Genomic DNA, 25,336 nt, shown 5'->3' on the forward strand with positions numbered 1-25,336 from the left:
GTAGTTCGGTGGCAATCCGCGGCGTCACACCGCTTCGCCGCCTAGAGCAAACGCACCGCGTTCGGGGCCATTCCGGAATAGCGCACCGGGGAAATCTGCACGTTCTGCCCGGCCTGCGGGGCCTCGATCATGGTGCCGTCGCCAAGATAGATGGCCACGTGCTGGTTGCCGCCCGGACCCCAGAACAGGAGGTCGCCGCGCTGCGCCTCGCTCGCCGGCACCTGGGTGCCGCGCTGGTACTGGTACCCGGTGTAGTGGGGCAGCGAAATGCCCACCGCAGCGAAGGCGTAGAGCACGAGGCCCGAGCAATCGAAGCCCGCCTGGCTGCCGCCGTCCACGCCCGTGGTCGGACCGTTGGCGTCACCGCCGCCCCACACGTACGGGGTGCCGATGGCGGATTGGGCGCGGGCGATCACGGTCTCGATGGAACCGGAGCTAGAGGCGCTCTGCGAGCCGCTGGCCTTGCTCACGGCGCTCTGAATCGTGTCCGAGACCGTTGCTGCGGAGTCGACCTCCGGGAGCACGGAGTTGACATTGTCAGTGGTGCCAGTGGATGCGGATTCTTCGTCCGAGGTCTGGTTCACCTGCGCGGCCCCACCGGCGCCGAGCGCGTCGCTCAGCCCGCCGGCGAATGCCGCGATGACCTCGCTGTCGCTCGAGGAGCCGTACGGGCTTTCCAGGCTTGTGTGGTTGGCTTGGGTCGCGCCAACCATCGCGGCGGCGGCGATGATGCCTGCCGCCGCGGCGATGGTGTCTTCGGAGATGTTCAGGTCACTGGACATGCCGCTGAAGGACGGCGCTGCCGCGTCGGGTGCGCCGGCTGCGCCTGCCTCCGGCTCGGATTGCAGGCTCTCCCCGTTCGCTGCGGCGGCGTTGGTGAGGGCTTGCGCGACCGTCTCCGAGCTCAGCTGTGCGACCGAGGGATCGATGTCCGCCGCGTGCTGCTCGACGCGAAGCACCACGTCCTCGGGGATCTCGTCAGCAGTGACCTGCTGCTCAGGGGCGGCAGCGGACGCTTCAATGCTCGGCTGCGCGGCTTGGCCCTGCGCGGACTGTTGCTGCGCCCCCTCCGACTCAGCCGTCTGGGAGGTTGCAAGTGCCGCCGTCTCGCCCGAGTCCGCCGCCTCAGTCGGGCTACCGGACTCGCTCGCATCGGTCTGGGGGGCCGATCCCGACGCCTGGCGCTGCTCGGCTAACGACGCCTGAGCGCTGTCCAACTCGGACTGCGCCCGATCACGCTCCCGACGCTGCTCGGCCAGGGCCTCGCTGGTGGAGGCGAGCAGCTCGCGGGCCTCGGCCTCCGCGGCCTCCGCCTCGCTGGCGGTCGACTCGGCGAGCTGGCTCGCTTTGCGCTGGATCGACGCCTCGTTGGCTGCCTCGGTGCGTGCGCGCTCGACCTCGTCGAGCTTCGCCCGGCGTTCGTCGCTGCGCTGACGCAGGTACAGCGAACGGTCGAGCACGTCCTTCTGGGCGTCACCGCTGGTGGCCATGTCGAGCCCGCCGCTCTGGCCGGCGCCGCGGTACTGCGACCGCGTGACCTCGTCGAGCGCTGCTCGCGCCTCCTCGACGGCGTGTTCCGAGGCCTCCAGGCGCTTCTTCGCTTCCTCTGCACCCTGGCGAGCCTGCTCGGCGCGGCCTTGGGCGTCCTTGAGGTCCACGAGCGCCTGATTGACCTTTTCCTGCAGGTCGCCGATGTTCAAATTCAGGTCATCGATGTTGGACTGCGCCTGCGAAATGCTGGTGACCAGCTCCGTCATGGACGCAGGTTGCGCGGTTGCCACTGGGGTGACCAGCGTCGCCGCGAGAGACAGAGTTGTGGAACACGCGATCGTGCCGAGCGCAATGCGCGCGCGACCCGACCGGGTGAACCTCGATGGTTCTACCACGGAATGGGGCTCCTCACGCCGCGCGCCCAGGCATGACAAATCAAGCGAGGAGCAAAGTGCTTCTCGACGATTCACCGCCACAGGTGACTAGCCTGCAGCCTTGACGCGCAGCCCTAATGGGTTGACTACTGATGCAGGCACGCGAGCCTTCAGCCCCACCTTCGTTACCGGCCTGGTTCTTGGCGTGCTTCCCCACATGCCCGAACCGGGGCCTTGACCGAATGACGAGTTCAGTCAAGGAGTAAGGCCTGAAACGATTGGTGTTGCATTCAGCTCACGAGCCGACAGCAAGACCATACGACACGTAATCAACTTGTTGCACAATCTTTACCAAAAACCACAACAGTCAAGGCTTTTCACATGACCTGATAGCGCCAGGTACAGCAGATATAGCCGATACGAACAAGTAGTGTGAAGTTCGACACATTTCCCGGCAGGGGGAACAAGTCGCCATGGCCGTTGCGCTGGGATCGCGATGTGGCTGCGTATCCCTTGATGCAAGACAGAACCGTCAAGGCGAACGACTTGACTTATTGAGGGGGTGGCTAACGGCGTGCGCGCCAGGCGGACAACGCCGCGATGCACGCAAGCGCGAGCACCACCGATCCAACGGCAATCCCCCACGCCACGGAGTGTCCCTGCGCCGCCTCCGCGAACGCGACGACCCCTTGCGGGTAGTCAGGCTGGGCCACCATTGCGGTTTGCCCGCGCTCGATCGCCGCCCGGCTGAGCGAATCGCTCACCGCGATAGCGGCGTTCGGCGTCCGGACCACGACCGTGTCGTAACCGGTGCCATTGAGGAGGTCCTGTGCGACGTCGCGAAGGTCTGCAATCTGCGGTGGGGTCTGCTCAAGCACAACGAGCCCGGCCGCCCCCATGTCGTCGGACGGTGCTTGCGTCAGCGCGTCGCGCATTGCGGCTTCGAGCGGTAGGTTGACGGGGTTTTCCGTCCCAAAGGCGATCCCATCCTCCTGGAGCTGAGCTTCCAGACTCGCCATGTCAACGTCTACTGGAATCACGTCGTCCCTTTCCGCTCTCATTCGCCGTCGTTTCGAAGTGTAATCGGCTCGCCGTCGCGCTTGGCGCTCCGGTCTTCCAATGCGCGACCGGAAACCTATCACGCGTTTGGGGGTAGGCAGTGTGGTCAGAGTGAGCACGGTCCGCCCTCACCGTCGCTGCGTTTGCCCAGGTGCTGTGGTTATCCGAGCGCGTTTGCCCCCGCGGATGAGGGGATTTGGGTACTCGGGGGCGTCGATAAGCGCGCCCTAGCGCAAAACATAACGACCGTACTGTTATTATGGCGACGGAACCGTGAGAGGTCGCATATCATTATTGGTTGACCATCACGTGTCATAGTTCCCAGATTTGCATTACGACGAGAAATGGAGCTCACTGTGGCTGAAAGCAAGAACTCCTTCAACGCTAAGCAGACCCTCGAGGTCGGCGGTAAGTCCTACGACTACTTTGCCCTCGATGCGGTTGACGGCATGAAGAAGCTGCCCTACTCCCTGAAGGTGCTCGGCGAGAACCTGCTGCGCACCGAGGACGGCAAGAACGTCACCGAAGACCACATCAAGGCAATCGCCAACTGGGATCCGTCGGCAGAACCGTCGATTGAGATCCAGTTCACCCCGGCCCGCGTCCTCATGCAGGACTTCACCGGCGTGCCCTGCGTCGTCGACCTTGCAACCATGCGCGAGGCGGTCAGCGATCTCGGCGGCAGCCCGGACCAGGTCAACCCGCTGAACCCGGCCGAGATGGTCATTGACCACTCCGTCATCATCGAGGCATTCGGCTCCGACGCTGCACTGGATAAGAACGTCGAGATCGAGTACCAGCGCAACGAGGAGCGCTACCAGTTCCTGCGTTGGGGTGCTGAGAACTTCTCCAACTTCCGCGTCGTTCCGCCGGGAACCGGCATCGTCCACCAGGTCAACATTGAGTACCTCTCCCGCGTCGTCTTTGACAACGAGGGCCTTGCCTACCCGGATACCTGCATTGGTACCGACTCCCACACCACTATGGAGAACGGCCTGGGCATCCTGGGCTGGGGCGTCGGCGGCATCGAGGCAGAGGCGGCCATGCTGGGCCAGCCGGTGTCCATGCTCATCCCCCGCGTTGTCGGCTTCAAGCTCACCGGTGAGATCCCGGTCGGCGTGACCGCTACCGACGTCGTGCTGACCATCACCGAGATGCTCCGCGAGCATGGCGTGGTGCAGAAGTTCGTCGAGTTCTACGGCAACGGCGTCAAGCAGATCCCGCTGGCGAACCGCGCCACCATCGGCAACATGAGCCCGGAGTTCGGCTCCACCTGCGCGATCTTCCCGATCGACGAGGAGACCATCAACTACCTCGAGCTGACCGGCCGCGACCAGGAGGACATCGACCGCGTCGAGGCATACGCCAAGGCACAGGGCATGTGGCTGGAGCAGGACGCCGAGGAGGCCGAGTACTCCGAGTACCTCGAGCTGGACCTCTCCACCGTCGTGCCGTCCATCGCCGGCCCGAAGCGCCCGCAGGACCGTATCCTGCTCTCCGAGGCCAAGAGCACCTTCCGCACCCAGCTGCCGGACTACAACACCGCTGGCAACGACGTCACCGAGCCGGTGCGCGCCGAGAAATCCGAGACCGTGGACTACAACCAGTCCTGGCCGGGTCACGGCGAGTCCGCCGCTGACGGCGCCGAGGGCCGCGCTTCCAAGCCGGTCATCGTCGAGTCCCCGCAGGGCGGCGAGTACACCCTCGACCACGGCATGGTTGCCATCGCTGCAATCACCTCTTGCACCAACACTTCCAACCCGTCCGTCATGGTCGGCGCCGCACTGCTCGCGCGCAAGGCTGCTGAAAAGGGCCTGCACGCCAAGCCGTGGGTCAAGACCATCATGGCTCCCGGTTCCCAGGTTGTCGACGGCTACTACGAGCGCGGCGACCTGTGGAAGGACCTCGAGGCAGTCGGCTTCTACCTCACCGGCTTTGGCTGCGCATCCTGCATCGGTAACTCCGGCCCGCTGCCGACCGAGGTCTCCGACGCCATCAACGAGTACGACCTGACCGCCACCGCGGTCCTGTCCGGTAACCGTAACTTCGAGGGCCGCATCTCCCCCGACGTGAAGATGAACTACCTGGCCTCCCCGCTGCTGGTTATCGCGTATTCCATTGCCGGCACCATGGACTTCGACTTCGACGCCCAGCCGCTCGGCCAGGACGCCGACGGCAACGACGTCTTCCTCAAGGACGTTTGGCCGTCCACCGAAGAGATCGAGAGCACCATCTCCGGCATCATCTCCCGCGAGATGTACGAGGCTGACTACGCCGACGTGTTCAAGGGCGACGAGCAGTGGCAGAACCTGGACATCCCGCAGGGCAAGACCTTCGACTGGAACGAGGACTCCACCTACATCCGCAAGGCTCCGTACTTCGACGGTATGCCGGAGCAGCCGGAGGCAGTCGAGGACATCGCCGGCGCACGCGTGCTGGCCAAGCTCGGCGACTCAGTGACCACCGACCACATCTCCCCTGCTTCCTCCATCAAGCCGGGCACCCCGGCGGCGAACTACCTGGACGAGCACGGTGTGGCACGCCACGACTACAACTCCTTCGGTTCCCGTCGTGGTAACCACGAGGTCATGGTCCGCGGTACCTTCGCCAACATCCGCCTGCGCAACGAGCTGGTGGACGAGCAGGGCGGCTACACCCGCGACTTCACCCAGGAGGGCGCACCGCAGGCGTACATCTACGACGCCGCGATGAACTACGCAGAGAAGAACATCCCGCTCGTGGTCATCGCCGGCAAGGAGTACGGCACCGGTTCCTCCCGCGACTGGGCCGCAAAGGGCACCAACCTGCTCGGTGTGAAGGCCGTCATCGCGGAGTCCTTCGAGCGCATCCACCGCTCGAACCTCATCGGCATGGGCGTGCTGCCGCTGCAGTTCCCCGCGGGCCAGTCGCACGGCTCCCTGGGCCTCGACGGCACCGAGACCTTCGAGGTCACGGGCATCACCGCCTTTAACGACGGCGACACGATCCCGGAGACCGTCCACGTTGCAGCAACGAAGGACGGCGGCGAGAAGGTCGAGTTCGACGCAGTTGTCCGCGTCGACACGCCTGGTGAGGCAGAGTACTTCCGCCACGGCGGCATCCTGCAGTACGTGCTGCGCCAGATGGTCAAGAACTAACTCCTTGACCCTGTAGAGGGGTAACCCGGGCTTCCCGCCCGGGTGCCCCTCTTCGTTTTCTCACCACCGAACCATTCATCCCACACCCCTATTACAGGAAGGATTGCACCGCGCATGCCCATCGTCAGTGAAGGCGAACTCGCACGTCGGCGCCAAGAAATCATTGATGCCGCTCGGCTCTGCTTCGCCCACTACGGCTTCGAAGGCGCTACCGTGGCCAAGCTCGAACAGGCTACGGGCAAGACGCGCGGGGCAATCTTCCACCACTTTGCGGATAAGGAAGCGCTGTTTCTCGCCATCGCGAGCGAGGACGCGGAGCGGCAGGCGGCGGTGGTGAGCAACCAGGGCCTGGTCGAGGTGATGCGCGACATGCTCCACCACCGCGAAAAGAACGACTGGTTTGTCACCCGCGCGGAGATCGTCCGCAAGCTCCGCACCGACCCGGAATTTGAGCAACGGTGGCGCGCTCACCAAGAGGTTCTGGACCAAGCTGTCCATGATCGCATCGTGTCCAACCGAGCCATGCGCGAGGACGTCTCCATCGACGTCGTCCAGACTTACCTGGAGACGGTGTTCGAAGGATTCGTGGTCAAGCTCGCTGCGGGCGAGCCCGTCGAGCGCCTGGAGGCCATGCTCTCGCTCGTCGAGCAGTCGGTCCGTAAGCCGGTTAGTGAAAAATAGACCAAGCGGTATAGAATTACCGCTATGTCCAAGCTGCTTTTCCTCTCCCTCCGACAAGGCGAGCTCGCACCCGAGATCGCGCGTGCCGAATACCACGACGTCCTCAACGCCGCCGGCTTGAGCGAGGTTGACGTCGAGCTCAAGATCCTGGACCGGGTCGACGAGGAAGTTGGCTCGCTGGAAACCATCAGCGGGATCATCATCGGCGGCAGCTCGCTCAACGTCAGCAACGCCGAGTACTCACCGTGGCAGCGCCACATTAGCGAGGTGCTCGCGGGCGTCGTCGAATCGGGCCTGCCAGTATTTTTCGTCTGCTTCGGCATCTCGTGGCTGGTTGATCACCTCGGTGGCACCGTCGGCCACACGCATCCGGAGAACTCAGGCCCGACAAGCGTTGCGCTGACGGCCGCCGGCCGCCACGACAAGCTGCTGCGCGGCGCCACGGAGCAGTTCACAGCACTCACCGGGCACACCGAGAACCCGGACGTAGACAGTCTCCCGGAGGCGCTTACCGTCCTCGCCACCGGACCTACTTGCCCCGTTCAGATGGTCCGCTACGGCGACCAAGTGTGGGCCACCCAGTTCCACGCTGAAATGGACGCCGCCGCGATGCACACCCGGATGGACTTCTTCTACAACTACGGGTACTTCCCCGCCGAGGACTACGCCCGGATCGTCACCGATTTGCCCAACCACGACGTTGCCTGGGCCAACGCGATCCTGCGGAACTTCGCGCAATACTGCTTCGACCGCAGCCCGGCCCACGCGCCGAAGGTGTAGCAGGAGCCCTGGAGGGAGTCCCGCGGCGGATTAGCGCCCGATCTCGCGCACCGGGGTCTGCCCGTTCTGGAACTCAAATGGGTTTGCAATCCCCTTGACGCTGTCGCGACCAGCCAGCTCGGCGATCACCTCAGCGACGAGCTCGCGCGAGGTCTGCGGGTGTCCCTGGGCGTCGTCGCCCTCGAGGTCGATGGTGGCGTAGCCGGGCACGGGGCCGTCGACAAGCATGCCCGGACCAAGAATGACCTGCTCGAGGTCGCTATCCATGATGCGCACATCGACCGCCTTTTTGGACTCGACGTAGGCGTACCACGCGCCGTCATCATCGGTGGTGGCGAAGCGCGCGCCCGCGTAGGACACCATGAGGAGTCGGGGCGTGTGCTCGGTGAGCTGCTCGAGCGCTTCCACGACGCGCAGCGCCGCGTCGCGGTCCACAGCGTAGGTCGCCTCGGCAGAACTACCACCCGCTCCCGCGGACCACACCACCACATCAAACTTGGACAGCAGCGCCGCCCACTGCTCTACGGTGAGCTCCGTGATGTCGCGCACCGTTGCCTGCGCGCCCGCCTGCTCGATGCGGGCGACGTGATCGGGATTGCGCACAAGGCCGGTGACCTCGTGGCCCTGCCGGACCAGCAGCGGCACCGAGTGGCGGCTCACGTGACCGCCCGCGCCGATGACGAGCACACGCGCGGTGCGCTCAGGCGTTTCCGACGCCGTGGTGGCAAACGGTTGGGGTATAGAAGCATTAGGGGTGTTCGCTGAATCAGTCATGCAATCCACCGTAGCCAACTCGAAGTTGCGTTGCTGTGGCGCAACTCTCACCCGCGTCCGTACGTGCCACTATGATGGTCCCTCATGCACGCAATTATTACGACTACCGGCCCGGACCGTGTTGGCATCATCGCCGCAGTCGCAGGCGCCGCGGCAGAACGCAACCTGAACATTCTCGACGTCTCGCAGACGCTCATGGACAACTACTTCACCATGGTCATGCGCGTCGCATTGCCGGACGATACCCCGGATATGGGCGAGCTCCAGGACCACCTGGCCCAAGTGGGCGACGCACTCGGGGTGGTCGTGCGCATTCAGTCCGAGGACCTGTTCACCGCGATGAACGAAGTCTAAGGGCGGCGCGATGGCTACAGACTTCGACTTCAAATCCGGCCACATCCTCGACGTCATCAAAATGATCGAGGACTACCGCCTAGACATCCGCACCGTGACCATGGGCATTTCGCTCATCGGCTGCACCCGCTCCACCATGGACGCCACCTGCCAGGCGGTGTACGACCGCGTCACCGCACGCGCCGCCCGCCTCGTCGAGGTATGCGAGGGCATCGAGCGCGAGCTGGGCATCCCGATCGTGAACAAGCGCATCTCCGTCTCCCCCGTCTCGCTCGTCGCCGCCGGCGTGGATGGCAACCCGGTCGACATCGCACGAGCCCTGGACAAGGCGGCGTCGGAGCTCGGCGTGAACTTCGTCGGTGGTTACTCCGCGCTCGTGGAAAAGGGCACGACGTCCTCGGACCGCCGTCTCATCGACTCGATCCCCGAGGCCCTGAGCGTGACCCAGGCCGTCTGTGGCTCCGTGAACGTGGGTACCTCGCGCGCTGGCATCAACATGGACGCCGTGGCGCGCATGGGCGAGGTAGTCAAGGAGGCCGCCGAGCTGACCAAGGACGAGTCCTCCATCGCCTGCGCGAAGCTCGTCGTGTTTGCCAACGCCGTGGGAGACAACCCGTTCATGGCTGGCGCATTCCACGGCATTGAGGAGCCGGACACCGTCGTCTCTGTCGGCGTATCCGGCCCGGGCGTCGTGGACAACGCGATCACCCCGCTCAAGGGTGCTTCGCTCAACGAGATCGCCGAGGAGATCAAGAAGGCCGCGTTTAAGATCACGCGCGCCGGCCAGCTCGTGGGCAATATGGCCGCCGAACGACTCGGCTTGCCGTTTGGCATCGTCGACCTCTCGCTCGCCCCGACAGCGGAGGTCGGCGACTCCGTGGCGCACATCCTCGAACACATCGGGCTCGAGCAGGTGGGCACCCACGGCACTACGGCGGCGCTCGCCCTGCTCAATGACGCGGTGAAAAAGGGCGGCATGATGGCCTGTTCCCGAGTCGGTGGCCTGTCCGGCTCCTTCATCCCGGTTTCCGAGGACCAGGGCATGATTGACGCCGTGCACTCCGGCGCAATTTCCATGGACAAGCTCGAGGCGATGACCTCGATCTGCTCCGTCGGCTTCGACATGATCGCCATCCCCGGCGACACCCCGGCCGAAACCATCGCGGGCATGATTGCCGACGAAGCCGCGATCGGCATCATGAACCATAAGACCACCGCCGCACGCCTCATCCCAGTCCCGGGCACGAAGCCGGGCGACGAGGTGAACTTCGGCGGACTGCTCGGCTACGCGCCAGTCATTCCGGTGAACACGAAGGGCAGCGCCGAGATGATCCGGCGCGGCGGCTTCATCCCGGCGCCGGTGCACGGTTTTAGGAACTAGTGGCGCTTCCTCCCGATGAGGAAGTAGGCCGCCCAGCCAAGCGTGTTCACCGCGCCGATGATGGGTGCCCACAGCCACTTCGGGCCGCGCACCTTGCCGTCTTTCGCACGCGCCAGGTCGCGCAGCGCAAGCGCCTTGCCGAGCGCGTCAATGGCGGCCAGAACGCCGACGATGGTCTTCTGGTCGCTCGACATGGCGTTCCACGCGTCGCGGAACATGGTGATGAGGTCGTTGTTCTTCGTCATACCAGCGACTCTAGCCGGGCGAACTCAACCCGCTACGCCAGCTCCACGATCTCCATGTACTCGTCGCTCCACAGGTCCTCGTCGCCCTCGGGCATGATGATCACGCGCTCCGGCTCGAGCGCGCGCACCGCCCCCGGGTCGTGGGTGACCAGGACGACGGCCCCGGTGTAGGTCTTGAGCGCGTCAAGCACCTGCTCGCGAGATTGCGGATCCAGGTTGTTCGTGGGCTCGTCGAGAAGCAGCACATTGGCGCGGGAGGAAACGAGCGTGGCGAGCGCGAGGCGCGTCTTCTCACCGCCGGAGAGAGTGCCAGCCGGCTGTTCGAGCTTGTCGCCCGAGAACATAAAGGCGCCGAGCAGGCCGCGCAGATCCTGCTGGCCGGCGTCGGGGCAGGCCTCGATGGTGTTCTCCCACACGCTCTTGTCGCCGTCGATCGTGTCGTGCTCCTGCGCGAAGTACCCGATCTTCAGCCCGTGACCCGACACGAGGCCACCCTCGCCGTCAGTGCGCTCCACACCTGCCAAAAGCTTCAGCAGCGTCGTCTTACCCGCGCCGTTGGTGCCCAGCACGACCACGCGCGAACCCTTGTCAATCGCCAGGTCAACCCCGGCAAAGACCTCGAGCGAGCCGTACATCTTGGTCAGCCCCTTGCCATGCAGCGGAGTCTTGCCACACGGCGCGGGCTCAGGGAAGCTAATCGACGCAAACTTGTCTGCCACCCGAACCTCATCGAGTTGCTCCATCATGCGATCGGCGCGCGCGAGCATCTGCTTCGCCGCAGCTGCCTTCGTGGCCTTCGCACCGAGCTTTGCCGCCTGCTTCTGCAGCGCAGACGCCTTCTTCTCCGCATTGGCCCGCTCGCGGCGGCGGCGCGCCTCGTCGAGCGCGCGTGCGTCCTTGTACTTGGCAAAGCCCATGTTGTACACGTCCGCCTCGGCGCGGACGGCGTCGAGGAACCAGACCTTGTTGCACACGGCGTCGAGCAGTTCGACGTCGTGCGAGATCATGATGAGGCCGCCCTCGTGCTTGGACAGGAAGTTGCGCAGCCAGCTAATCGAGTCGGCGTCGAGGTGGTTCGTGGGCTCGTCGAGAAGCAGCGTGGTCTGCGACTTGCCCGACCCCTGGCGCGAGGCGAAGAGAATCTGCGCGAGCTCCACGCGGCGGCGCTGGCCACCCGACAGGGTCTTCAGCTGCTGGTCCAAGATTCGGCTGGGCAGGCCGAGGTTGTCACAGATCTGCGCCGCCTCCGCGTTCGCCTCGTAGCCACCGAGCGCCTGGTACCGCTCCTCCAGGCGGGAGAACTTGGCAATCGCCTTGTCGCGCTCCGCCCCGTCGGTGGTCTCCATGATCTCCTGCTGCTTGGCCATCGAGCGCTGGATCTGGTCGAGGCCGCGAGCGGAAAGCACTCGCGCGCGTGCGGTCTGCTCGATGTCACCCTCTTTGGAGTCCTGCGGCAGGTAGCCGATCTCGCCCGAACGCGTCACCGAACCGCCATACGGTTCCGTTTCCCCCGAGAGGATGCGCATGGTCGTCGTCTTGCCCGCGCCGTTTCGCCCCACCAGCCCGATACGGTCGCCCGGCTGCACGCGCAGGTGCTGACCGGGCGCAGACAGGAGCGTGCGTGCGCCGACGCGGACTTCGAGATCATTGGTGACAATCACGGGATCACTGTAGCAAGCACCCCCAAATCGACACCGCAGGGTCAGCCGGGTCAGCAATGCAAAAGGTCCCCCTCACGGCGCGAACCGTGAGGGGGACACCGAGGGGTGCTACACCGCGAACCCGAGAGCGCGGAGCTGCTCGCGGCCCTCTTCAGTAATCATCTGCGGGCCCCACGGCGGCATCCATACCCAGTTGAGCACGATGTCGTCCGCCTCGGTGTTGCCCACCACGGCCTGCTGCGCCTGCTCTTCGAGCACATCTGTCAGCGGGCATGCCGGCGAGGTGAGCGTCATGTTGATGCACGCGATCGTCTTGCCGTCGCGCTCCTCAATCCACAGGTCGTAGACCAGGCCGAGGTCGACGACGTTGATCCCCAGCTCCGGGTCGATCACGTCGCGGAGGAACGCCTCCACCTCTCCGGCCAGCTTGAGCTGTGCATCGGTCTGGGGCGGACGCTCGCCCGCGCCGCCGAAGTTCGACGCGGAGCCGCCTTTGGCAGCGTCAGCGTCGGCCGCAGTGGTCTGTTCGTTGACGTTGTCTTCAGCCATGTCCTAGCTCTCCTTTTTCTCCAGGGCCTCGTGCGTTGCCGCCTCGAAGGCTTTCCACCCGAGCAGTGCGCACTTCACGCGCGCCGGGAATTTCGCCACGCCACCGAACGCAACGCCGTCGCCAATCAACGCCGGATCGCCCTCGATGGTGCCGCGCGAGGTGATCATTTCCTCGAACGACCCCAGCTTCTCCATCGCCTGCTCGACGGGGAGTCCCTTCAGCTCCTCCGCCATCACGCTTGTCGACGCCTGCGAGATCGAGCAACCGGCCGCATCGTAGGAAACATCCTCCACCGTATTCCCATCCTCGGACAGGTGAACGCGCAGCGTCAGCTCGTCGCCGCAGGACGGGTTCACGTGGTGCACTTCCGCCTCGTACGGCTCGCGCAGCCCGGCGTACTGGGGGTTCTTGTAGTGGTCCAGGATCACTTCCTGGTACATCGATTCAAGGTTCATCGTGCGAAAAACTCCTTCGCCTTGCCAATCGCTGCCACCAGCGTATCCACTTCTTCCTTCGTGTTGTACAGGTAGAAGCTTGCGCGCGAGGTGGATTGCAGGTTCAGGCCGCGGTGGGCAGGCCACGCGCAGTGGTGCCCGGTGCGGATTGCCACGCCTTCGGAGTCCAGCACCTGACCGAGGTCATGCGGGTGCACGCCGTCGACGGTGAAGGAGATCGCCCCGCCGCGCCGCTCTGCGGTGAGCGGCCCCGCGATCTGCAGCCCCTCGATGCCCTGCATCTGCTCGAGCGCGTACGCGGTGAGCTCCTGCTCGTGGGCATGGATGGCGTCCATGCCGACCTCGTTGAGGAACTCGACTGCGGCACCTAGCCCCACGACCTGGCTGGTCATCTGGGTGCCCGCCTCAAAACGCTGCGGTGCCGGCGCGAAGGTGGTCTTTTCCATCTTCACAATCTCAATCATCGAGCCGCCCGTGAGGAACGGCGGCAGCTGATTGAGAATGTCGCCCTTGCCGTACACGGCGCCGACGCCCGACGGACCGCACATCTTGTGGCCGGAGAATGCAGCGAAGTCAACGTCGAGCGCGTGCAGGTCGACCGGCATGTGCGGCACCGATTGGCACGCGTCGAGCACCGTCAACGCGCCGACGGCCTTCGCGCGGCGCACCAGCTCGTCCACGTCAGCGACAGCACCTGTGACGTTCGACTGGTGCGTAAACGCCACGACTTTGACGGTCTCGTCTAGTTCGAGCGAGTCCAGATCGATCCGCCCGTCCGGCGTCATGCCGTACCACTTCAGGGTCGCACCAGTGCGCTCGGCGAGTTCCTGCCACGGCACGAGGTTGGCGTGGTGCTCAAGCTCGGTGATGACGATGGTGTCGCCTTCACGTACCGCGAGATCGCCCGCGCGCTCGTCGCCAAGCACATAGGCGACGAGGTTGAGTCCCTCAGTCGCGTTCTTTGTAAACGCGATTTCGTGGCCGTCCGCGCCGACGAACGCCGCGATGGCATCGCGCGCCGTCTCGTAGGCATCCGTGGCTTCTTCAGCAAGCTGGTAGGAGCCGCGGTGCACCGGCGCGAAGGTGTTGAGGACGAAGTCTCGCTCGACGTTCCACACGCGTTCCGGTCGCTGCGACGTCGCACCGGAGTCGAGGTAGACGAGCTTCTTGCCGTCCCTCACGGTGCGCGACAGGATCGGAAACTCCGCGCGGATCGCCTCCACGTTGAGTGTTCCGTTGTCGTTGACGTATCCCATTAGATGAACTTCTCGTAGCCTTCTGCCTCGAGCTGGTCTGCCAGCGATGCGTCGCCGGTCTGCACGATCTTGCCGTCAGCAAACACGTGCACGAACTGCGGCTGGACGTAGTTGAGGATGCGCTTGTAGTGGGTGATCATGAGGACGCCGCCGTTGGTTTCCTCCTGGTACTTGTTGATGCCCTCGGAGACGATGCGCAGCGCGTCAACGTCAAGACCGGAGTCGGTCTCGTCCATGACAGCGAACTTCGGCTTCATCAGCGCGAGCTGCATGACCTCGTGGCGCTTCTTCTCGCCGCCGGAGAAGCCCTCGTTGACCGAGCGCTCGGAGAAGGAGGCGTCCATCTGCAGGGACTCGCGGGCGGCGTTGAGCTCAGCAACCCACTCGCGCAGCTTCGGGGACTCGCCACGCACCGCGGTGACGGCGGAGCGCATGAAGTTGGACGAAGACACGCCCGGGACCTCAACCGGGTACTGCATTGCCAGGAAGAGGCCGGCGCGAGCGCGCTCGTCGATCTCCATCTCCAGGATGTTCTCGCCGTCGAGCAGCACCTCGCCCTCGGTGACCTCGTACTTCGGGTGGCCCGCAAGGGTGTAGGCCAGGGTGGACTTGCCGGAGCCGTTCGGGCCCATGATTGCGTGAGTCTCGCCCGCCTTGATGGTCAGGTTCACGCCCTTGAGGATCGGCTTCGGCTCCTGACCTTCCTCCGTGGGCAAGACGTTGGCGTGCAGGTTTTTAATTTCAAGCGTAGACATTCGGTGTTTTCAGCTTTCTTTATTCGGTGACGCGGGTGTTACAGGTGTACAGCGACGTAGCTGGGGCGCTTAGGAGTTGCTCCGCTCAAGCTCGCCGGCAACGCGGGCGATGAGTTCGTCCCGGACGGACTCGACAGGGATCTGGTTGAGGACCTCGTTGAAGAATCCGCGGATGATCAGGCGGGTCGCCTCGTCCTCCGGGATGCCGCGGGAGCGCAGGTAGAACAGCTGCTCGTCGTCGAAGCGTCCCACGGTCGCTGCGTGGCCGGCGCCGGCGATCTCGCCGGTCTCGATCTCCAGGTTGGGAATCGCGTCGGCTCGTGCGCCATCGGTGAGCACCAGGTTGCGGTTCGTCTCGTAGGTGTCGGTGCCCTTCGCGTCGGAGCGAATCAGCACGTCGCCAACCCAGCAGGTGCGGGCCTCCGGTAGCGACGACTGCTTGTCGCCCTGCAGTGCGCCTTTGTACAGGACGTTGGAGCGGCAGTTCGGGACGGAGTGGTCAACGAGCATGCGGTTCTCGATGTACTGGCCCGCGTCCGCGAAGTAGACGCCGGTCAGCTCCGCGTCGCCGCCTGGCGCTGCGAACTTCACACGCGGGGTTATGCGGACGACCTCGCCGCCGAACGTTGCAACGTGGTGGCGCAGCGTGGCGTCGCGCTCGACCAGCACGGACTGCTGTCCGATGTGGACAGCATCGGAGTTCCACTCCGCATCCACAATCGCGTGGACGCGGGAGCCCTCGCCGATGTGCCAGTTCACGTTGTCGGCGTGGGTACCGGTGCCCTCGTAGCGCAGGATGACGTTCGCCTTGGAGTGCGTGCCCGATTCAACCAGGATGTTGCCGAACGTGGTGACATCCTCCCCAGCACCGGTCACGGTGATGGTCACGTCTTCGTCCAGCTCGGTATCGGCCGGGATGGACACGATGTAGCCGGACTTCGCAGAGGACCAGGCCTGCGCTGCGACGCGATCGACGGCGCCGCCAACCACCTTGAGGCGATCGTCGTCAATTGCGACCTCTTCGACGCTGACCGCTTCGGGGGCGTCGATCTTTACCTGCGCCTTTGCGGCGTCAGCGAACTTGCCGTTGTGCAGACCACGAAGGCGACGCAGGGAAATGAAGCGCCAGACCTCGTCGCGACCGCCCGGGACCGGGAAGTCGTCGACGGTGAAGGACTGGAAGAGGTCACCCTTGTTGTTGTGCGGGGTGGCGTTTTGTACGGGATCAACAGAGACGGTCATTGGGGTTAGCCCACCGATCCTTCCATTTGCAGCTCGATGAGACGGTTCAGTTCAAGGGCGTACTCCATCGGGAGCTCCTTGGCGATCGGCTCGACAAAGCCGCGCACGATCATAGCCATTGCTTCTTCCTCCGGAATGCCGCGGCTCATGAGGTAGAACAGCTGCTCCTCGGAGACCTTGGAAACCTTCGCCTCGTGGCCGAGGGTGACTCGGTCATTACGAATGTCGTTGTAGGGGTACGTGTCGGAACGGGAGATGTCGTCCACCAGCAGGGCGTCGCACTCCACGTTGGAGGTGGAGTGGTGCGCGTTCGCGTTCACCTGAATCAGGCCGCGGTACGCGGAACGTCCGCCGCCGCGAGCCACGGACTTGGACACCACGGACGAGGAGGTGTGCGGTGCCATGTGGGTCATCTTCGCGCCGGTGTCCTGGAACTGGCCCTCACCCGCAAACGCGACGGAAAGGACCTCGCCACGCGCGTGCTCACCAGTCATCCACACGGCCGGGTACTTCATGGTCACCTTCGAGCCGATGTTGCCGTCGACCCATTCCATGGTGGCGCCCTCTTCGGCCTTCGCGCGCTTGGTCACCAGGTTGTACACGTTGCCGGACCAGTTCTGGATCGTGGTGTAGCGGCAGCGGCCGCCCTTCTTCACGATGATCTCCACGACCGCGGAGTGCAGGGAGTCCGACTTGTAGATCGGGGCGGTGCAGCCCTCGACGTAGTGGACGTACGCGTCCTCATCCACGATGATCAGAGTGCGCTCGAACTGGCCCATGTTTTCAGTGTTGATGCGGAAGTAGGCCTGCAGCGGGATGTCCACGTGGACCCCCGGCGGAACGTAGATAAAGGAACCACCAGACCAGACAGCGGAGTTCAGTGCCGAGAACTTGTTGTCGCCGGCCGGAATCACCGTGCCGAAGTGCTCCTTGAACAGCTCCTCGTGCTCGCGCAGCGCGGTATCGGTGTCGACGAAGATAACGCCCTTCTCCTCCAGGTCCTCGCGGATCTGGTGGTAGACCACCTCGGACTCGTACTGAGCCGCAACGCCGGCGACGAGACGCTGCTTCTCCGCCTCAGGAATACCGAGCTTGTCGTAGGTGTGCTTAATGTCCTCCGGAAGATCGTCCCACGAGGCCGCCTGCTCCTCCGTGGAGCGCACGTAGTACTTAATGTTGTCGAAGTCGATGTCGGAGAGGTCTGCGCCCCAGGTCGGCATCGGCTTCTTGTCAAAGATGTCGAGCGCCTTGAGGCGCTGGTTGAGCATCCATTCCGGCTCGTTCTTGATCCCGGAGATGTCCTTGACAACGTCCTTGTTCAGACCGCGCCGTGCGGAGGCGCCGGCCACATCGGAGTCGTGCCAGCCGTAGCTGTAGGCGCCGATGGAGTCGATGATCTCATCATCATTCATCGGCTTGTCCAGGCCGGGTGCGGGGTTAGCTTTCGTCATAGTCTCCGCTCCTTTCGTTTATGGTTCCCGCCGCCGTAGCGGTAGCGGCGAGTGGAATGTTGGTTGTGCAGATGCCGTTGCCGTCTGCGATCAGCGCGAGCGGCTGCACGTGTTTGCCCACCAGAGCCGAGATCGCCTCGTGCTCTGCCTCGCAGATCTCCGGGTGCGCGGACGCAACTTCGGAGACTGGGCAGTGGTGCTGGCACAACTGGATTCCGTTGCCAACGGCGCTCACCGTTGCCGCGTACCCATGTTGATCAAGCACCTCGGCGACAGCTTCAACGGTAGCCTGCGTGCGCGCCGCCTCGCTGTCTCCTTTCGGCGATGTGTGGGCCCCGGAGGCCCCGTCGACACCCCGGAGGATCTTGTCAATCCGGGCGCGGGCAAAATCGCGCACGGCCGCCTCACCCCCGAGTGTCTTAATCATTTCGACGGCCTCGACCGCGAGGTCGTCATATTGCGTGCCAAATGAGCGCCGCCCGCTGTCAGTGAGCCGGAAGTGCTTGGCAGGTCTCCCCCGCGTCGCTTCTTCTCCGGCGATGGCGCGCGGACCGCACGTCTCCGCCAGTTCCGACTCAATGAGTTTGTCAAGGTGGCGGCGCACACCGGCGGCAGAAAGGCCTAATTGCGCGGCTATGTCGGTGGCGGTCACCGGGCCAAGCGTGAGAAGCGCGCGCATGACTTCGCCGCGGGTATCGCTCCCCGCAGCGTGGTGCTGCTCGGCCATTGCTTCACCTCAGCTTCCGTGTCGCTCGACGTCTCCGCGAATTCCGGTGACAAAAGGACGATCCTTTCGCCTTTACACAACACTAGTGTTTCCAAAATATTTCCGCTGCGGCGGGTCCCCAGCGTGTCGCAAAGCATTGCCGCTCTTCGAGCACCCGGGCCTTAGAATGCGTGATGTGACCCCTGCACGCCACGCCCCCGAGACCACGCGGCCGTCCACGCTTGTCGACGCCCTGCCCCGATTCGGTGCGCCCGGCTCCCGCTCAGCCGCGCTGCACCGCGCTGGGATTTCGGACGAGGGGGTTCGCGCGTCCGTCGTTGAGCTCAACCGCTTCGCACTCCTTCGCTGGTTGGGTGCGGTCGGCACGCTCCTGATCGGCCTCGGTGGGCTGGGCGGCGGCGCGCTGCCCGTGGTGGACAACCCCTGGTTCGACCTCCCCGGCGGCGCGTTTATGGGGAGGATGCTGCAAGCCTCGTCCTCCCTCGTGCTCATCGGAGTCGGTTGCCTCGTGGTCGCGTGGCTGCTCATGGGGCCGTTTGTCGGTGCCGGGTCCAATCACGCGCGAATCAGCGCCCGGGTGGTGTTTCGGACCTTTCTTGTGTGGGCGGCGCCCCTGCTGCTCACCGCGCCCTTGTTCACCCAGGACATCTACTCCTACCTCGCCCAGGGATCCATCGTTCGGCAAGGGCTGGACCCCTACGCCGCGGGCCCCGTCGAGCTGCTGGGCACCGAGGACCGGCTCGCCCGATCCGTCCCGTTCATTTGGGCACACTCCCCCAGCCCGTACGGCCCCGTTGCGCTCGGGATTGCTTCCGCGGTGTCATGGATCACCCAGGATTCGATCTACTTCGGGGTTCTGTGCCACCGCGTCTTGTCGCTCGCGGGCGTGGTAGCCGCGGCGTGGGGTATCCGCGCGCTGGCCCGGCGGTGCGGCGTACATGGCGCGACCGCACTCTGGCTGGGGGTCTTGAACCCGCTGGCAATCCTGCACCTCATTGCCGGCATCCACAACGAGTCGATCATGCTCGGGTTCCTTCTCGTCGGTATGGAGGTAGGGCTACGGGCTATCGACGCGCTTGCGGCCGGCGGGCAGCGGCGTCGGGGGTGGGCGCTGTTCCTCCTCTCGGGGGCGCTCCTGTCCTGCGGCGGGCTGGTCAAGGTCACCGGGTTCATCGCCCTCGGGTTTACGGGCATGGCGCTGGCGCGGGTGTGGGCGCGAGGTGGGGGCAAGCGGGCGTCGATAAGCGCAATCTGCACCGCGGCCCTCGTCCAGGCGGGGTGCCTTGCGGTGACGGCTGGGCTGATCTCCTGGTTCACCGGAATCGGGCTTGGGTGGGTCACCGGGCAAGGCGGCGCGGCGACGATCCGCAGCTGGCTGTCGCTGACCACGGACATCGGCGTGATCAGCGGTGTTACGGGGATGCTGCTGCAGCTGGGCGATCACACGGAGGCGATCTTGGGCATCACGCGCGGCGTGGGGCTCCTCGTGGCCGGCGCGTTCCTCGTGCGCATGCTCTGGGCGACATTCCGCGGCTCCATCCACCCTGTCGGCGGGCTGGGTGTGGCAACGCTCGTCCTCGTCCTGCTCTTCCCAGTGGTTCACCCCTGGTATCCGCTCTGGGGGATCCTGCCGCTCGCGGCGTGGGCGAATCGCTTCTTCTTCCGGGCTGCCGTCGCGATCTACTCTGCGCTTTTTAGCTTCTTGGTGCTGCCGCGCGGGCTCGCGCTGCCGCCGGGGACCGTCGCGACGATTTATCTCGCTGCCGCGGTGTGGTTTGCGGTCATGTGCGCCGCAGCGTGGTTCTGGTACCGCCGTACGGCCGGGAGAGGTCTACACTAACCAACCATGCCAAGCATGGAACCTGAAGCCCTCGTGCTCAACGAGGTAGTCAAGCAATTCGGGCCCAAGCGCGCAGTCGACGAGGTCTCATTCACCGCTCAACGCGGCGAGCTTCTCGCGCTGCTGGGGCCAAACGGGGCGGGCAAGACCACCACCATCGAGATGTGTGAGGGGTTCACGCAGCCGACCTCCGGGTCCATCCGAGTCTTAGGGTACGACCCCGCGACCGAGCCACAGCGGGTTCGAGACCGCATCGGCATCATGCTCCAGGGCGGCGGATCATACTCCGGGGTCAAGGTGCGGGAGATGCTGCACCTCGCGGCGTCCTACAACGAGGACCCGCACGACCCCGACTGGCTCATCGAGCTGCTCGGGCTCGAGGGGGTAGCGTCAACGACGTACCGCAGACTTTCCGGCGGGCAGCAGCAGCGACTCTCCCTCGCCCTGGCCATTATCGGCAGGCCCGAGCTCCTCTTCCTCGACGAACCCACCGCAGGCATGGACGCGCAGTCCCGGCTCGCGGTGTGGGAGCTGGTCAATGCGATGAAGCGCGATGGCACCACGATCGTGCTGACCACCCACCTGATGGACGAGGCCGAATCGCTGGCAGACCGCGTGGTCATTGTGGATCGGGGGCGCGTCGTTGCCACCGGCGAGCCGGCGGAGCTCACCTCCCACGAGGACTACCCGCTCGTATCGTTCGGAACCGCGCAAGCGCTGGACTTGGAAACGTTCAACGACTCGCTGCGCGCGTTCGGCGCTGCGGACCGAGAAGCGGAAAACGTCAGGCCGCTCTCCTACCGCGTGCGCGGCGACGGCAGCCCCCAGCTGGTTGAGGCCATCGCGCACGCCGCGGCCCAGCAGGATGTCCTGCTGCGCGAACTCAGCGTGTCGCATCGAAACCTTGAGGACGTCTTCCTCGACATCACCGGCCGAGAGCTGCGCAGCTAGCGCAGACCGTTACTTGAAAACTTAGAGGAGGTACACCATGACGACAGCCCATGATGCACAGCTGCACCGATCCCAGGACGGTCCAGCCCCCAATCCCAAGCTCGCGCCGGGCACGTTTACTCCCCGCCCGCAGCGCGCCTCCGTGGCCGCAATGGCGGTCGCCCAGGGGCGGATCGAGGCGAAGCTCATGCTGCGCCACGGCGAGCAGCTGCTGCTCAACCTGGTCATCCCCGCGGCGCTGCTCGTGGCGGCAGCGATCGTTCCAGTCTTCGGCGATACCGACTTCCATCAGCTGGTGCCGATGGTCTTCGCCGTCGCCACCACAAGCGCGGGCTTTACTGGCCAGGCCATCGCTCTAGCGTTTGACCGCCGCTACGGTGCGCTGAAGCGAACCGGCGCTTCCGGGGTGCCGCCGTGGACCATCATCGCTGGAAAAATCATCGGCGTCCTGGCCACCGTTGCGGTGCAGATCATCGTCCTGGGCGCGCTCGCCGTTGCGCTGGGATGGCGCGTCAGTGTGCTCGGCGCCCTATGCGGCCTGATCACCCTGCTGGTCGGCGTCGCCGCGTTCACAGCAATGGGACTGTTCATGGGAGGCACACTCAGCTCCGAGCTGGTCCTAGCTCTGGCAAACCTCATCTGGCTTGTCCTCATGGGCGTGCTCGGGTGGGTGCAGTACAGCGGTGACGTCGGAGACGCCGGCTGGTGGAACGCGGTCCCCACGGTGGCGCTCGCTGGCGCCCTGACCAAGGCGCTCGAGCTTTCTTTCCACTGGCAGGCGTGGCTGTCGCTCGTGTGCTGGGCTGGGGCGGCCATGGCGGCCGCGGCCCGCTGGTTCCGCTTCGAGGGGTAGCTCCTGTGGCGCACCGCTGCGGAGCTCAACTCGCTCCACGCCCAATCGGATCTCGGAGTTTGGGGCGTCATGCGTTAAGCTGAAGCAGTCATTTCTCAAACTAAAGTTGCACTGCAAAACTGCACACGTGAAAGGGAGCGCGCCTCGTGTCTTCTCCGCAGTTGGGGTCTCCCCAGACTGAGCACAACTCCAGCCACACCACCAGCGATTCGGCACAGGCCGTGGATGCACCAAAGGGGGCATCGCTCAAGGTGCAGCGCATTCTGGCCATGATCCTGTTGCTGTGCCAGGGCGGCATCACCGTCACAGGTTCGCTCGTCCGCGTCACCGGCTCCGGCCTGGGTTGTGATACCTGGCCGATGTGCCACCAGGGCTCGCTCGTCCCTGTCGCGGGGTCGGCTCCGTGGATCCACCAGCTCATCGAGTTTGGCAACCGCACGCTCACCTTCGTTGTTGCCGCAGCATCCATCGCTGTCCTCGTCGCGGTCGTCCGCACGGGTCGTCGCTCCGGTATCAAGTCGCTCGCAGCCGTCTCACTCGGCGGCGTCGTCCTGCAGGCCATCATCGGCGGCATCTCCGTCCTCCTGGACCTGAAGTGGTGGGCCGTCGCCGTGCACTTCCTGCCCTCGATGGTGCTGGTCGCCGTCGCCGCCGTGCTCTACATGCGCATTGCGGAGCCGGATGATGTCGCCCCGACGAGGCGCGTCCCCAAGGCCGCCGTGACCTGGGCGATCATCGCCGCCATCGCGCTAGTATTCGTCCTGGTGACGGGCACCATGGTCACCGGCTCCGGTCCGCACGCCGGCGACGCCACCGCCGGTTTGGAGGGCCGCCTCGAGATGGACACCAGGGTCCTTGCGTACGTCCACGCAATCTGCCTGTACCTCTACCTCATTGCCACGCTGGTCACCGTGTACAAGCTGCGCCGCCACAAGGCGCCGAGCGACGCGATGCGCACCGCCCTCGTCCTCATTGTGCTCATCCTGATCCAGTGGGCGATCGGCGTCATCCAGTTCAGGCTCGGCGTCCCGCGCTGGACCATCCCGGCGCACATCGCAATGTCGTCCACCGTCGTCGCGTTTACCGCCTTCCTGTGGGCGCACAGTTCGCGTCGTCTCCCCACACTCGTCTAACCTCCCACGCACACCGCGCCCGCCGGGGTACGCTTTGGCTATGCACGCCATCATCAGCGATTCCCCCGGCGGGCCGTTCCGTTTCACTCGCGTCGATCCCCCAGTTCCCACACCCGAGCAAGTGCTTATCGACGTCACCTACGCCCACGTCCAACGCGACCCCACTCCCGCCCCCGGCACCGGCATCCCCGGTGCTGCAGGATGCGGGCGCGTGGCTCACGACCCTGTCGGTGAGATCGCCGCTGGCACGCTCGTCGCCTTCTTCGACGCGCAGGGCGCGTACGCAGAGCAGGTTGTCGTCCACCGGGACCGGATCGCCGCCGTCCCGGAATCCATCGACGGTGAGGTCGCCGCGTGCATGCTCGCTCCCGGCATACTGGCGCACGCACTCCTCCACGGCGTCCGCGACACCACGGACGGCGACACCATGGTGGTCACAGGCGGAGGCGGCGAGCTCGGCCTCGCCGTGACCCAGCTGGCAGCGGGATTGGGCGGCACGGTGTTTTCAGTGGTCTCAACGGCACACGAGGAGGAATTGGCGTACGACGCCGGCGCGACCGGCGTCTTCCGCTACTTCCCTGACGCGGCGCAACGTATTTGCGAGGCCAACAGCGGCAGCGGCGTCGACGTCGTTATCGAGGCGTCACAACCGCCTCTGCCCGAGGCGCTCCACCCCTTCGACCTGGCGCTGCAGGCCTGCCGACCGCTTGGCCTGATCTGCGCCGTCGGCGGCTCGGTGCTCGCGGCTGGGAGGAGCGCAGACGCGCTCCTGAACGAACTCGACGAGCATGGGGGGCTGTTCCTTACCGCCCCTTCGTTAGACTGGTACACGCGCACTGCGGACGAGTTTCGCTTGCGGTCCCAAGCGGTCACGCGTGCCGTCGAGGATGCGACGCTGCGCTTCCCTATCGGCGGGGTGTTCTCGCTCGCCGAGGCGGACGCCGCGCACGAGGCGCTCGCGGATGCCCAGCGCGTTGGGAGTGTGCTGCTGCGCGCTTAGAAGAGGCCGCCGATCGTCGGCAGGCCGAGCACGGCGTCCACAGAGAGGCCGAGGAAGAGCGCGGCGAGGTAGTTGTTGGACAGGATGAATAGCTTGAGCGGCTTGACGTTCTCGCCGCGGCGCACGCCCTTGTGCAGGCGCGTGGCCATGACGAGGAACGCGGCGCCGGACGCCACCGCCACGACGAGGTAGATCCAGGACGTCGCCGGGACGAGCGCGAGGGAGACGATGACCGTCCACCAGGAGTAGATGACGATCTGGCGCGTCGTCTCCTGCGGGGACGCGATCACCGGCAGCATCGGGACTTCTGCGCGGGCGTAGTCGTCCTTGTACTTCATGGCCAGCGCCCAGGTGTGCGGCGGGGTCCAGAAGAAGATGATGAGGAACATGACGATCGCCTGCCACCAGCGGTCCGGTGAACCGTCGTGCACGTTGTCCCGGATCGCAGCCCAGCCGACGAGGACCGGCATGCAGCCCGCAGCGCCACCCCAGATGACGTTCTGCCAGGTCTTACGCTTCAGCCACTTCGTGTAGATGAAGATATAGAAGAAGTTGGTGAAGATGATGAACAGCGCTGCCAACCATGACCCGCACACGAGCCCGAGCCAGAGCACGCTGACGATGAGCAAGACCCAGGCGAATACCGCAGCGCGGTGTTTGGTCACCTTGGCGCGCACTAGCGGGCGCGCGCGTGTACGACCCATCTTCTGGTCAATGTCGTAGTCAGCGACCATATTGAAGGCGTTGGCAGCGCCCGCGCCCATCCATCCACCGAGCAGGGTCGCCAGGATCAGCCACACGTGGACGGTGCCGCGATCTGCCTGCAGCATCGCGGGGATGGCGGCTACCAAGAGAAGTTCAATGACCCTCGGCTTCGTCAATGCGAAATACGCCTTCACGGTCTCCAAAAACTTCTCCTTACAGCGTGTTGTCCGCGCCGCCGTCGGCGCAACTGCTTCGTGGGCGGCCGTGTTGGGATACGCTCGCAAGCGTCCTGCGGTTTTTCCACCCGTATCATTCCTTTGGATGATGTTAGCCCTAACCTTGCACTGCGCCCAATCGGACACGCACTCCTTACGGCCGGTGTGGGCGGATTGGTGGACGCTCACCGCAGTGACTCAAAATACGCTGCCCGCACACGGCGCACCGCCGGGTGACTACACTAAGACGGGTGCCCGGCCCTTTG

General features: G+C 65.0%; 23 protein-coding genes. 10 read left to right on the forward strand and 13 right to left on the reverse strand.

What is annotated here, in order from left to right; translation table 11 throughout:
- Window positions 1-41 precede the first annotated feature (41 nt).
- Entirely contained in the window at window positions 42-1,886 is a 1,845-nt protein-coding gene (locus tag OVO38_RS04385) for a DIP1281 family NlpC/P60 protein (protein WP_267207842.1), read from the reverse strand.
- Window positions 1,887-2,431: 545 nt separating this feature from the next.
- Entirely contained in the window at window positions 2,432-2,884 is a 453-nt protein-coding gene (locus tag OVO38_RS04390) for a DUF6676 family protein (protein ID WP_267207843.1), read from the reverse strand.
- A 396-nt stretch (window positions 2,885-3,280) separates the two neighbouring features.
- Between OVO38_RS04390 and acnA the strand changes: the two genes are divergently transcribed.
- The 3 genes from acnA to OVO38_RS04405 all read left to right on the forward strand — a co-directional run bounded on the left by acnA (window position 3,281) and on the right by OVO38_RS04405 (window position 7,522).
- A complete protein-coding gene (gene acnA, locus OVO38_RS04395) occupies window positions 3,281-6,061 on the forward strand; it encodes an aconitate hydratase AcnA (RefSeq protein ID WP_203085490.1) in 2,781 nt (926 codons plus the stop codon).
- 114 nt (window positions 6,062-6,175) lie between these two features.
- Complete coding sequence (locus OVO38_RS04400) at window positions 6,176-6,742, forward strand: TetR/AcrR family transcriptional regulator (protein ID WP_095276521.1); 567 nt, start codon at window positions 6,176-6,178, stop codon at window positions 6,740-6,742.
- A gap of 24 nt (window positions 6,743-6,766) precedes the next feature.
- Window positions 6,767-7,522, forward strand: coding sequence for a glutamine amidotransferase (locus OVO38_RS04405; RefSeq protein WP_239213861.1), 756 nt, complete (start codon window positions 6,767-6,769; stop codon window positions 7,520-7,522).
- A 30-nt stretch (window positions 7,523-7,552) separates the two neighbouring features.
- On the opposite strand, the gene OVO38_RS04410 is transcribed toward OVO38_RS04405, so the two are convergent.
- Window positions 7,553-8,296, reverse strand: coding sequence for an NAD(P)-binding oxidoreductase (locus OVO38_RS04410; RefSeq protein WP_239213864.1), 744 nt, complete (start codon window positions 8,294-8,296; stop codon window positions 7,553-7,555).
- Between the two features lie 84 nt (window positions 8,297-8,380).
- Between OVO38_RS04410 and OVO38_RS04415 the strand changes: the two genes are divergently transcribed.
- Together OVO38_RS04415 and OVO38_RS04420 are read left to right on the forward strand one after the other, a co-directional pair.
- On the forward strand, window positions 8,381-8,650 hold the full coding sequence (locus tag OVO38_RS04415; protein WP_095545754.1) for an ACT domain-containing protein: 270 nt from the start codon (window positions 8,381-8,383) through the stop codon (window positions 8,648-8,650).
- 10 nt (window positions 8,651-8,660) lie between these two features.
- Entirely contained in the window at window positions 8,661-10,031 is a 1,371-nt protein-coding gene (locus OVO38_RS04420) for a PFL family protein (protein WP_239213867.1), read from the forward strand.
- Here OVO38_RS04420 and OVO38_RS04425 read toward each other — a convergent pair.
- From OVO38_RS04425 to OVO38_RS04465, 9 genes are all read right to left on the reverse strand, one after another.
- The gene (locus tag OVO38_RS04425) at window positions 10,028-10,276 is read right to left on the reverse strand and encodes a PLDc N-terminal domain-containing protein (RefSeq protein WP_239213878.1); all 249 of its coding nucleotides are present in this window, start codon (window positions 10,274-10,276) and stop codon (window positions 10,028-10,030) included. The genes OVO38_RS04420 and OVO38_RS04425 overlap by 4 nt on opposite strands.
- Before the next feature lie 32 nt (window positions 10,277-10,308).
- Window positions 10,309-11,937 carry an ABC-F family ATP-binding cassette domain-containing protein gene (locus OVO38_RS04430; RefSeq protein ID WP_095554897.1) on the reverse strand — a complete coding sequence of 543 codons (1,629 nt, stop codon included), beginning with the start codon at window positions 11,935-11,937 and terminating at the stop codon, window positions 10,309-10,311.
- 108 nt (window positions 11,938-12,045) lie between these two features.
- The gene (locus tag OVO38_RS04435; protein ID WP_095276499.1) at window positions 12,046-12,486 is read right to left on the reverse strand and encodes a metal-sulfur cluster assembly factor; all 441 of its coding nucleotides are present in this window, start codon (window positions 12,484-12,486) and stop codon (window positions 12,046-12,048) included.
- Window positions 12,487-12,489: 3 nt separating this feature from the next.
- Window positions 12,490-12,942, reverse strand: coding sequence for a Fe-S cluster assembly sulfur transfer protein SufU (gene sufU / locus OVO38_RS04440; RefSeq protein ID WP_267207844.1), 453 nt, complete (start codon window positions 12,940-12,942; stop codon window positions 12,490-12,492).
- Window positions 12,939-14,198: a cysteine desulfurase gene (locus OVO38_RS04445; RefSeq protein WP_095276493.1), complete on the reverse strand. Its 1,260-nt coding sequence runs from the start codon at window positions 14,196-14,198 to the stop codon at window positions 12,939-12,941. Before OVO38_RS04445 ends, sufU begins: the two co-directional genes overlap by 4 nt.
- Window positions 14,198-14,953 (reverse strand): Fe-S cluster assembly ATPase SufC, encoded by a 756-nt coding sequence (gene sufC / locus OVO38_RS04450; protein ID WP_095276490.1) that lies wholly within the window; start codon window positions 14,951-14,953, stop codon window positions 14,198-14,200. Before sufC ends, OVO38_RS04445 begins: the two co-directional genes overlap by 1 nt.
- 69 nt (window positions 14,954-15,022) lie before the next feature.
- Window positions 15,023-16,195 carry a Fe-S cluster assembly protein SufD gene (gene sufD / locus OVO38_RS04455; RefSeq protein ID WP_095276487.1) on the reverse strand — a complete coding sequence of 391 codons (1,173 nt, stop codon included), beginning with the start codon at window positions 16,193-16,195 and terminating at the stop codon, window positions 15,023-15,025.
- Between the two features lie 5 nt (window positions 16,196-16,200).
- Window positions 16,201-17,646, reverse strand: a complete 1,446-nt coding sequence (gene sufB / locus OVO38_RS04460; protein WP_095276483.1) for a Fe-S cluster assembly protein SufB — start codon at window positions 17,644-17,646, stop codon at window positions 16,201-16,203.
- A complete protein-coding gene (locus OVO38_RS04465; RefSeq protein WP_095276480.1) occupies window positions 17,633-18,373 on the reverse strand; it encodes a helix-turn-helix transcriptional regulator in 741 nt (246 codons plus the stop codon). The genes sufB and OVO38_RS04465 overlap by 14 nt, the downstream gene beginning before the upstream one ends.
- Before the next feature lie 166 nt (window positions 18,374-18,539).
- Between OVO38_RS04465 and mptB the strand changes: the two genes are divergently transcribed.
- The 5 genes from mptB (at window position 18,540) to OVO38_RS04490 (ending at window position 24,150) form a co-directional block, all read left to right on the forward strand.
- Window positions 18,540-20,213, forward strand: a complete 1,674-nt coding sequence (mptB, locus tag OVO38_RS04470) for a polyprenol phosphomannose-dependent alpha 1,6 mannosyltransferase MptB (protein ID WP_173783214.1) — start codon at window positions 18,540-18,542, stop codon at window positions 20,211-20,213.
- Between the two features lie 6 nt (window positions 20,214-20,219).
- A complete protein-coding gene (locus OVO38_RS04475) occupies window positions 20,220-21,164 on the forward strand; it encodes an ABC transporter ATP-binding protein (RefSeq protein WP_095276477.1) in 945 nt (314 codons plus the stop codon).
- Between the two features lie 151 nt (window positions 21,165-21,315).
- The gene (locus OVO38_RS04480) at window positions 21,316-22,017 is read left to right on the forward strand and encodes an ABC transporter permease (protein WP_095276769.1); all 702 of its coding nucleotides are present in this window, start codon (window positions 21,316-21,318) and stop codon (window positions 22,015-22,017) included.
- Between the two features lie 269 nt (window positions 22,018-22,286).
- Complete coding sequence (locus OVO38_RS04485; RefSeq protein ID WP_095276767.1) at window positions 22,287-23,150, forward strand: COX15/CtaA family protein; 864 nt, start codon at window positions 22,287-22,289, stop codon at window positions 23,148-23,150.
- A 40-nt stretch (window positions 23,151-23,190) separates the two neighbouring features.
- Complete coding sequence (locus OVO38_RS04490) at window positions 23,191-24,150, forward strand: zinc-binding dehydrogenase (protein ID WP_095276475.1); 960 nt, start codon at window positions 23,191-23,193, stop codon at window positions 24,148-24,150.
- On the opposite strand, the gene OVO38_RS04495 is transcribed toward OVO38_RS04490, so the two are convergent.
- A complete protein-coding gene (locus tag OVO38_RS04495) occupies window positions 24,147-25,178 on the reverse strand; it encodes a heme o synthase (protein ID WP_370511785.1) in 1,032 nt (343 codons plus the stop codon). The genes OVO38_RS04490 and OVO38_RS04495 overlap by 4 nt on opposite strands.
- Window positions 25,179-25,336: the final 158 nt, after the last annotated feature.

This window comes from Corynebacterium sp. Marseille-P8863 (assembly GCF_946902955.1).
In the GTDB taxonomy this organism is placed as follows: Bacteria; Actinomycetota; Actinomycetes; order Mycobacteriales; family Mycobacteriaceae; genus Corynebacterium; species Corynebacterium gottingense.

Excerpts from the sequence above, each read along its gene's own strand:
- OVO38_RS04390 (WP_267207843.1), bottom strand. The coding sequence starts at position 2,884 with ATGGCGAGTCTGGAAGCTCAGCTCCAGGAGGATGGGATCGCCTTTGGG.
- OVO38_RS04400 (WP_095276521.1), top strand. The coding sequence starts at position 6,176 with ATGCCCATCGTCAGTGAAGGCGAACTCGCACGTCGGCGCCAAGAAATC.
- OVO38_RS04405 (WP_239213861.1), top strand. The coding sequence starts at position 6,767 with ATGTCCAAGCTGCTTTTCCTCTCCCTCCGACAAGGCGAGCTCGCACCC.
- OVO38_RS04410 (WP_239213864.1), bottom strand. The coding sequence starts at position 8,296 with ATGACTGATTCAGCGAACACCCCTAATGCTTCTATACCCCAACCGTTT.
- OVO38_RS04415 (WP_095545754.1), top strand. The coding sequence starts at position 8,381 with ATGCACGCAATTATTACGACTACCGGCCCGGACCGTGTTGGCATCATC.
- OVO38_RS04420 (WP_239213867.1), top strand. The coding sequence starts at position 8,661 with ATGGCTACAGACTTCGACTTCAAATCCGGCCACATCCTCGACGTCATC.
- OVO38_RS04425 (WP_239213878.1), bottom strand. The coding sequence starts at position 10,276 with ATGACGAAGAACAACGACCTCATCACCATGTTCCGCGACGCGTGGAAC.
- OVO38_RS04435 (WP_095276499.1), bottom strand. The coding sequence starts at position 12,486 with ATGGCTGAAGACAACGTCAACGAACAGACCACTGCGGCCGACGCTGAC.
- sufU (WP_267207844.1), bottom strand. The coding sequence starts at position 12,942 with ATGAACCTTGAATCGATGTACCAGGAAGTGATCCTGGACCACTACAAG.
- OVO38_RS04445 (WP_095276493.1), bottom strand. The coding sequence starts at position 14,198 with ATGGGATACGTCAACGACAACGGAACACTCAACGTGGAGGCGATCCGC.
- sufC (WP_095276490.1), bottom strand. The coding sequence starts at position 14,953 with ATGTCTACGCTTGAAATTAAAAACCTGCACGCCAACGTCTTGCCCACG.
- sufD (WP_095276487.1), bottom strand. The coding sequence starts at position 16,195 with ATGACCGTCTCTGTTGATCCCGTACAAAACGCCACCCCGCACAACAAC.
- sufB (WP_095276483.1), bottom strand. The coding sequence starts at position 17,646 with ATGACGAAAGCTAACCCCGCACCCGGCCTGGACAAGCCGATGAATGAT.
- OVO38_RS04465 (WP_095276480.1), bottom strand. The coding sequence starts at position 18,373 with ATGGCCGAGCAGCACCACGCTGCGGGGAGCGATACCCGCGGCGAAGTC.
- mptB (WP_173783214.1), top strand. The coding sequence starts at position 18,540 with ATGCGTGATGTGACCCCTGCACGCCACGCCCCCGAGACCACGCGGCCG.
- OVO38_RS04475 (WP_095276477.1), top strand. The coding sequence starts at position 20,220 with ATGCCAAGCATGGAACCTGAAGCCCTCGTGCTCAACGAGGTAGTCAAG.
- OVO38_RS04480 (WP_095276769.1), top strand. The coding sequence starts at position 21,316 with ATGGCGGTCGCCCAGGGGCGGATCGAGGCGAAGCTCATGCTGCGCCAC.
- OVO38_RS04485 (WP_095276767.1), top strand. The coding sequence starts at position 22,287 with ATGATCCTGTTGCTGTGCCAGGGCGGCATCACCGTCACAGGTTCGCTC.
- OVO38_RS04490 (WP_095276475.1), top strand. The coding sequence starts at position 23,191 with ATGCACGCCATCATCAGCGATTCCCCCGGCGGGCCGTTCCGTTTCACT.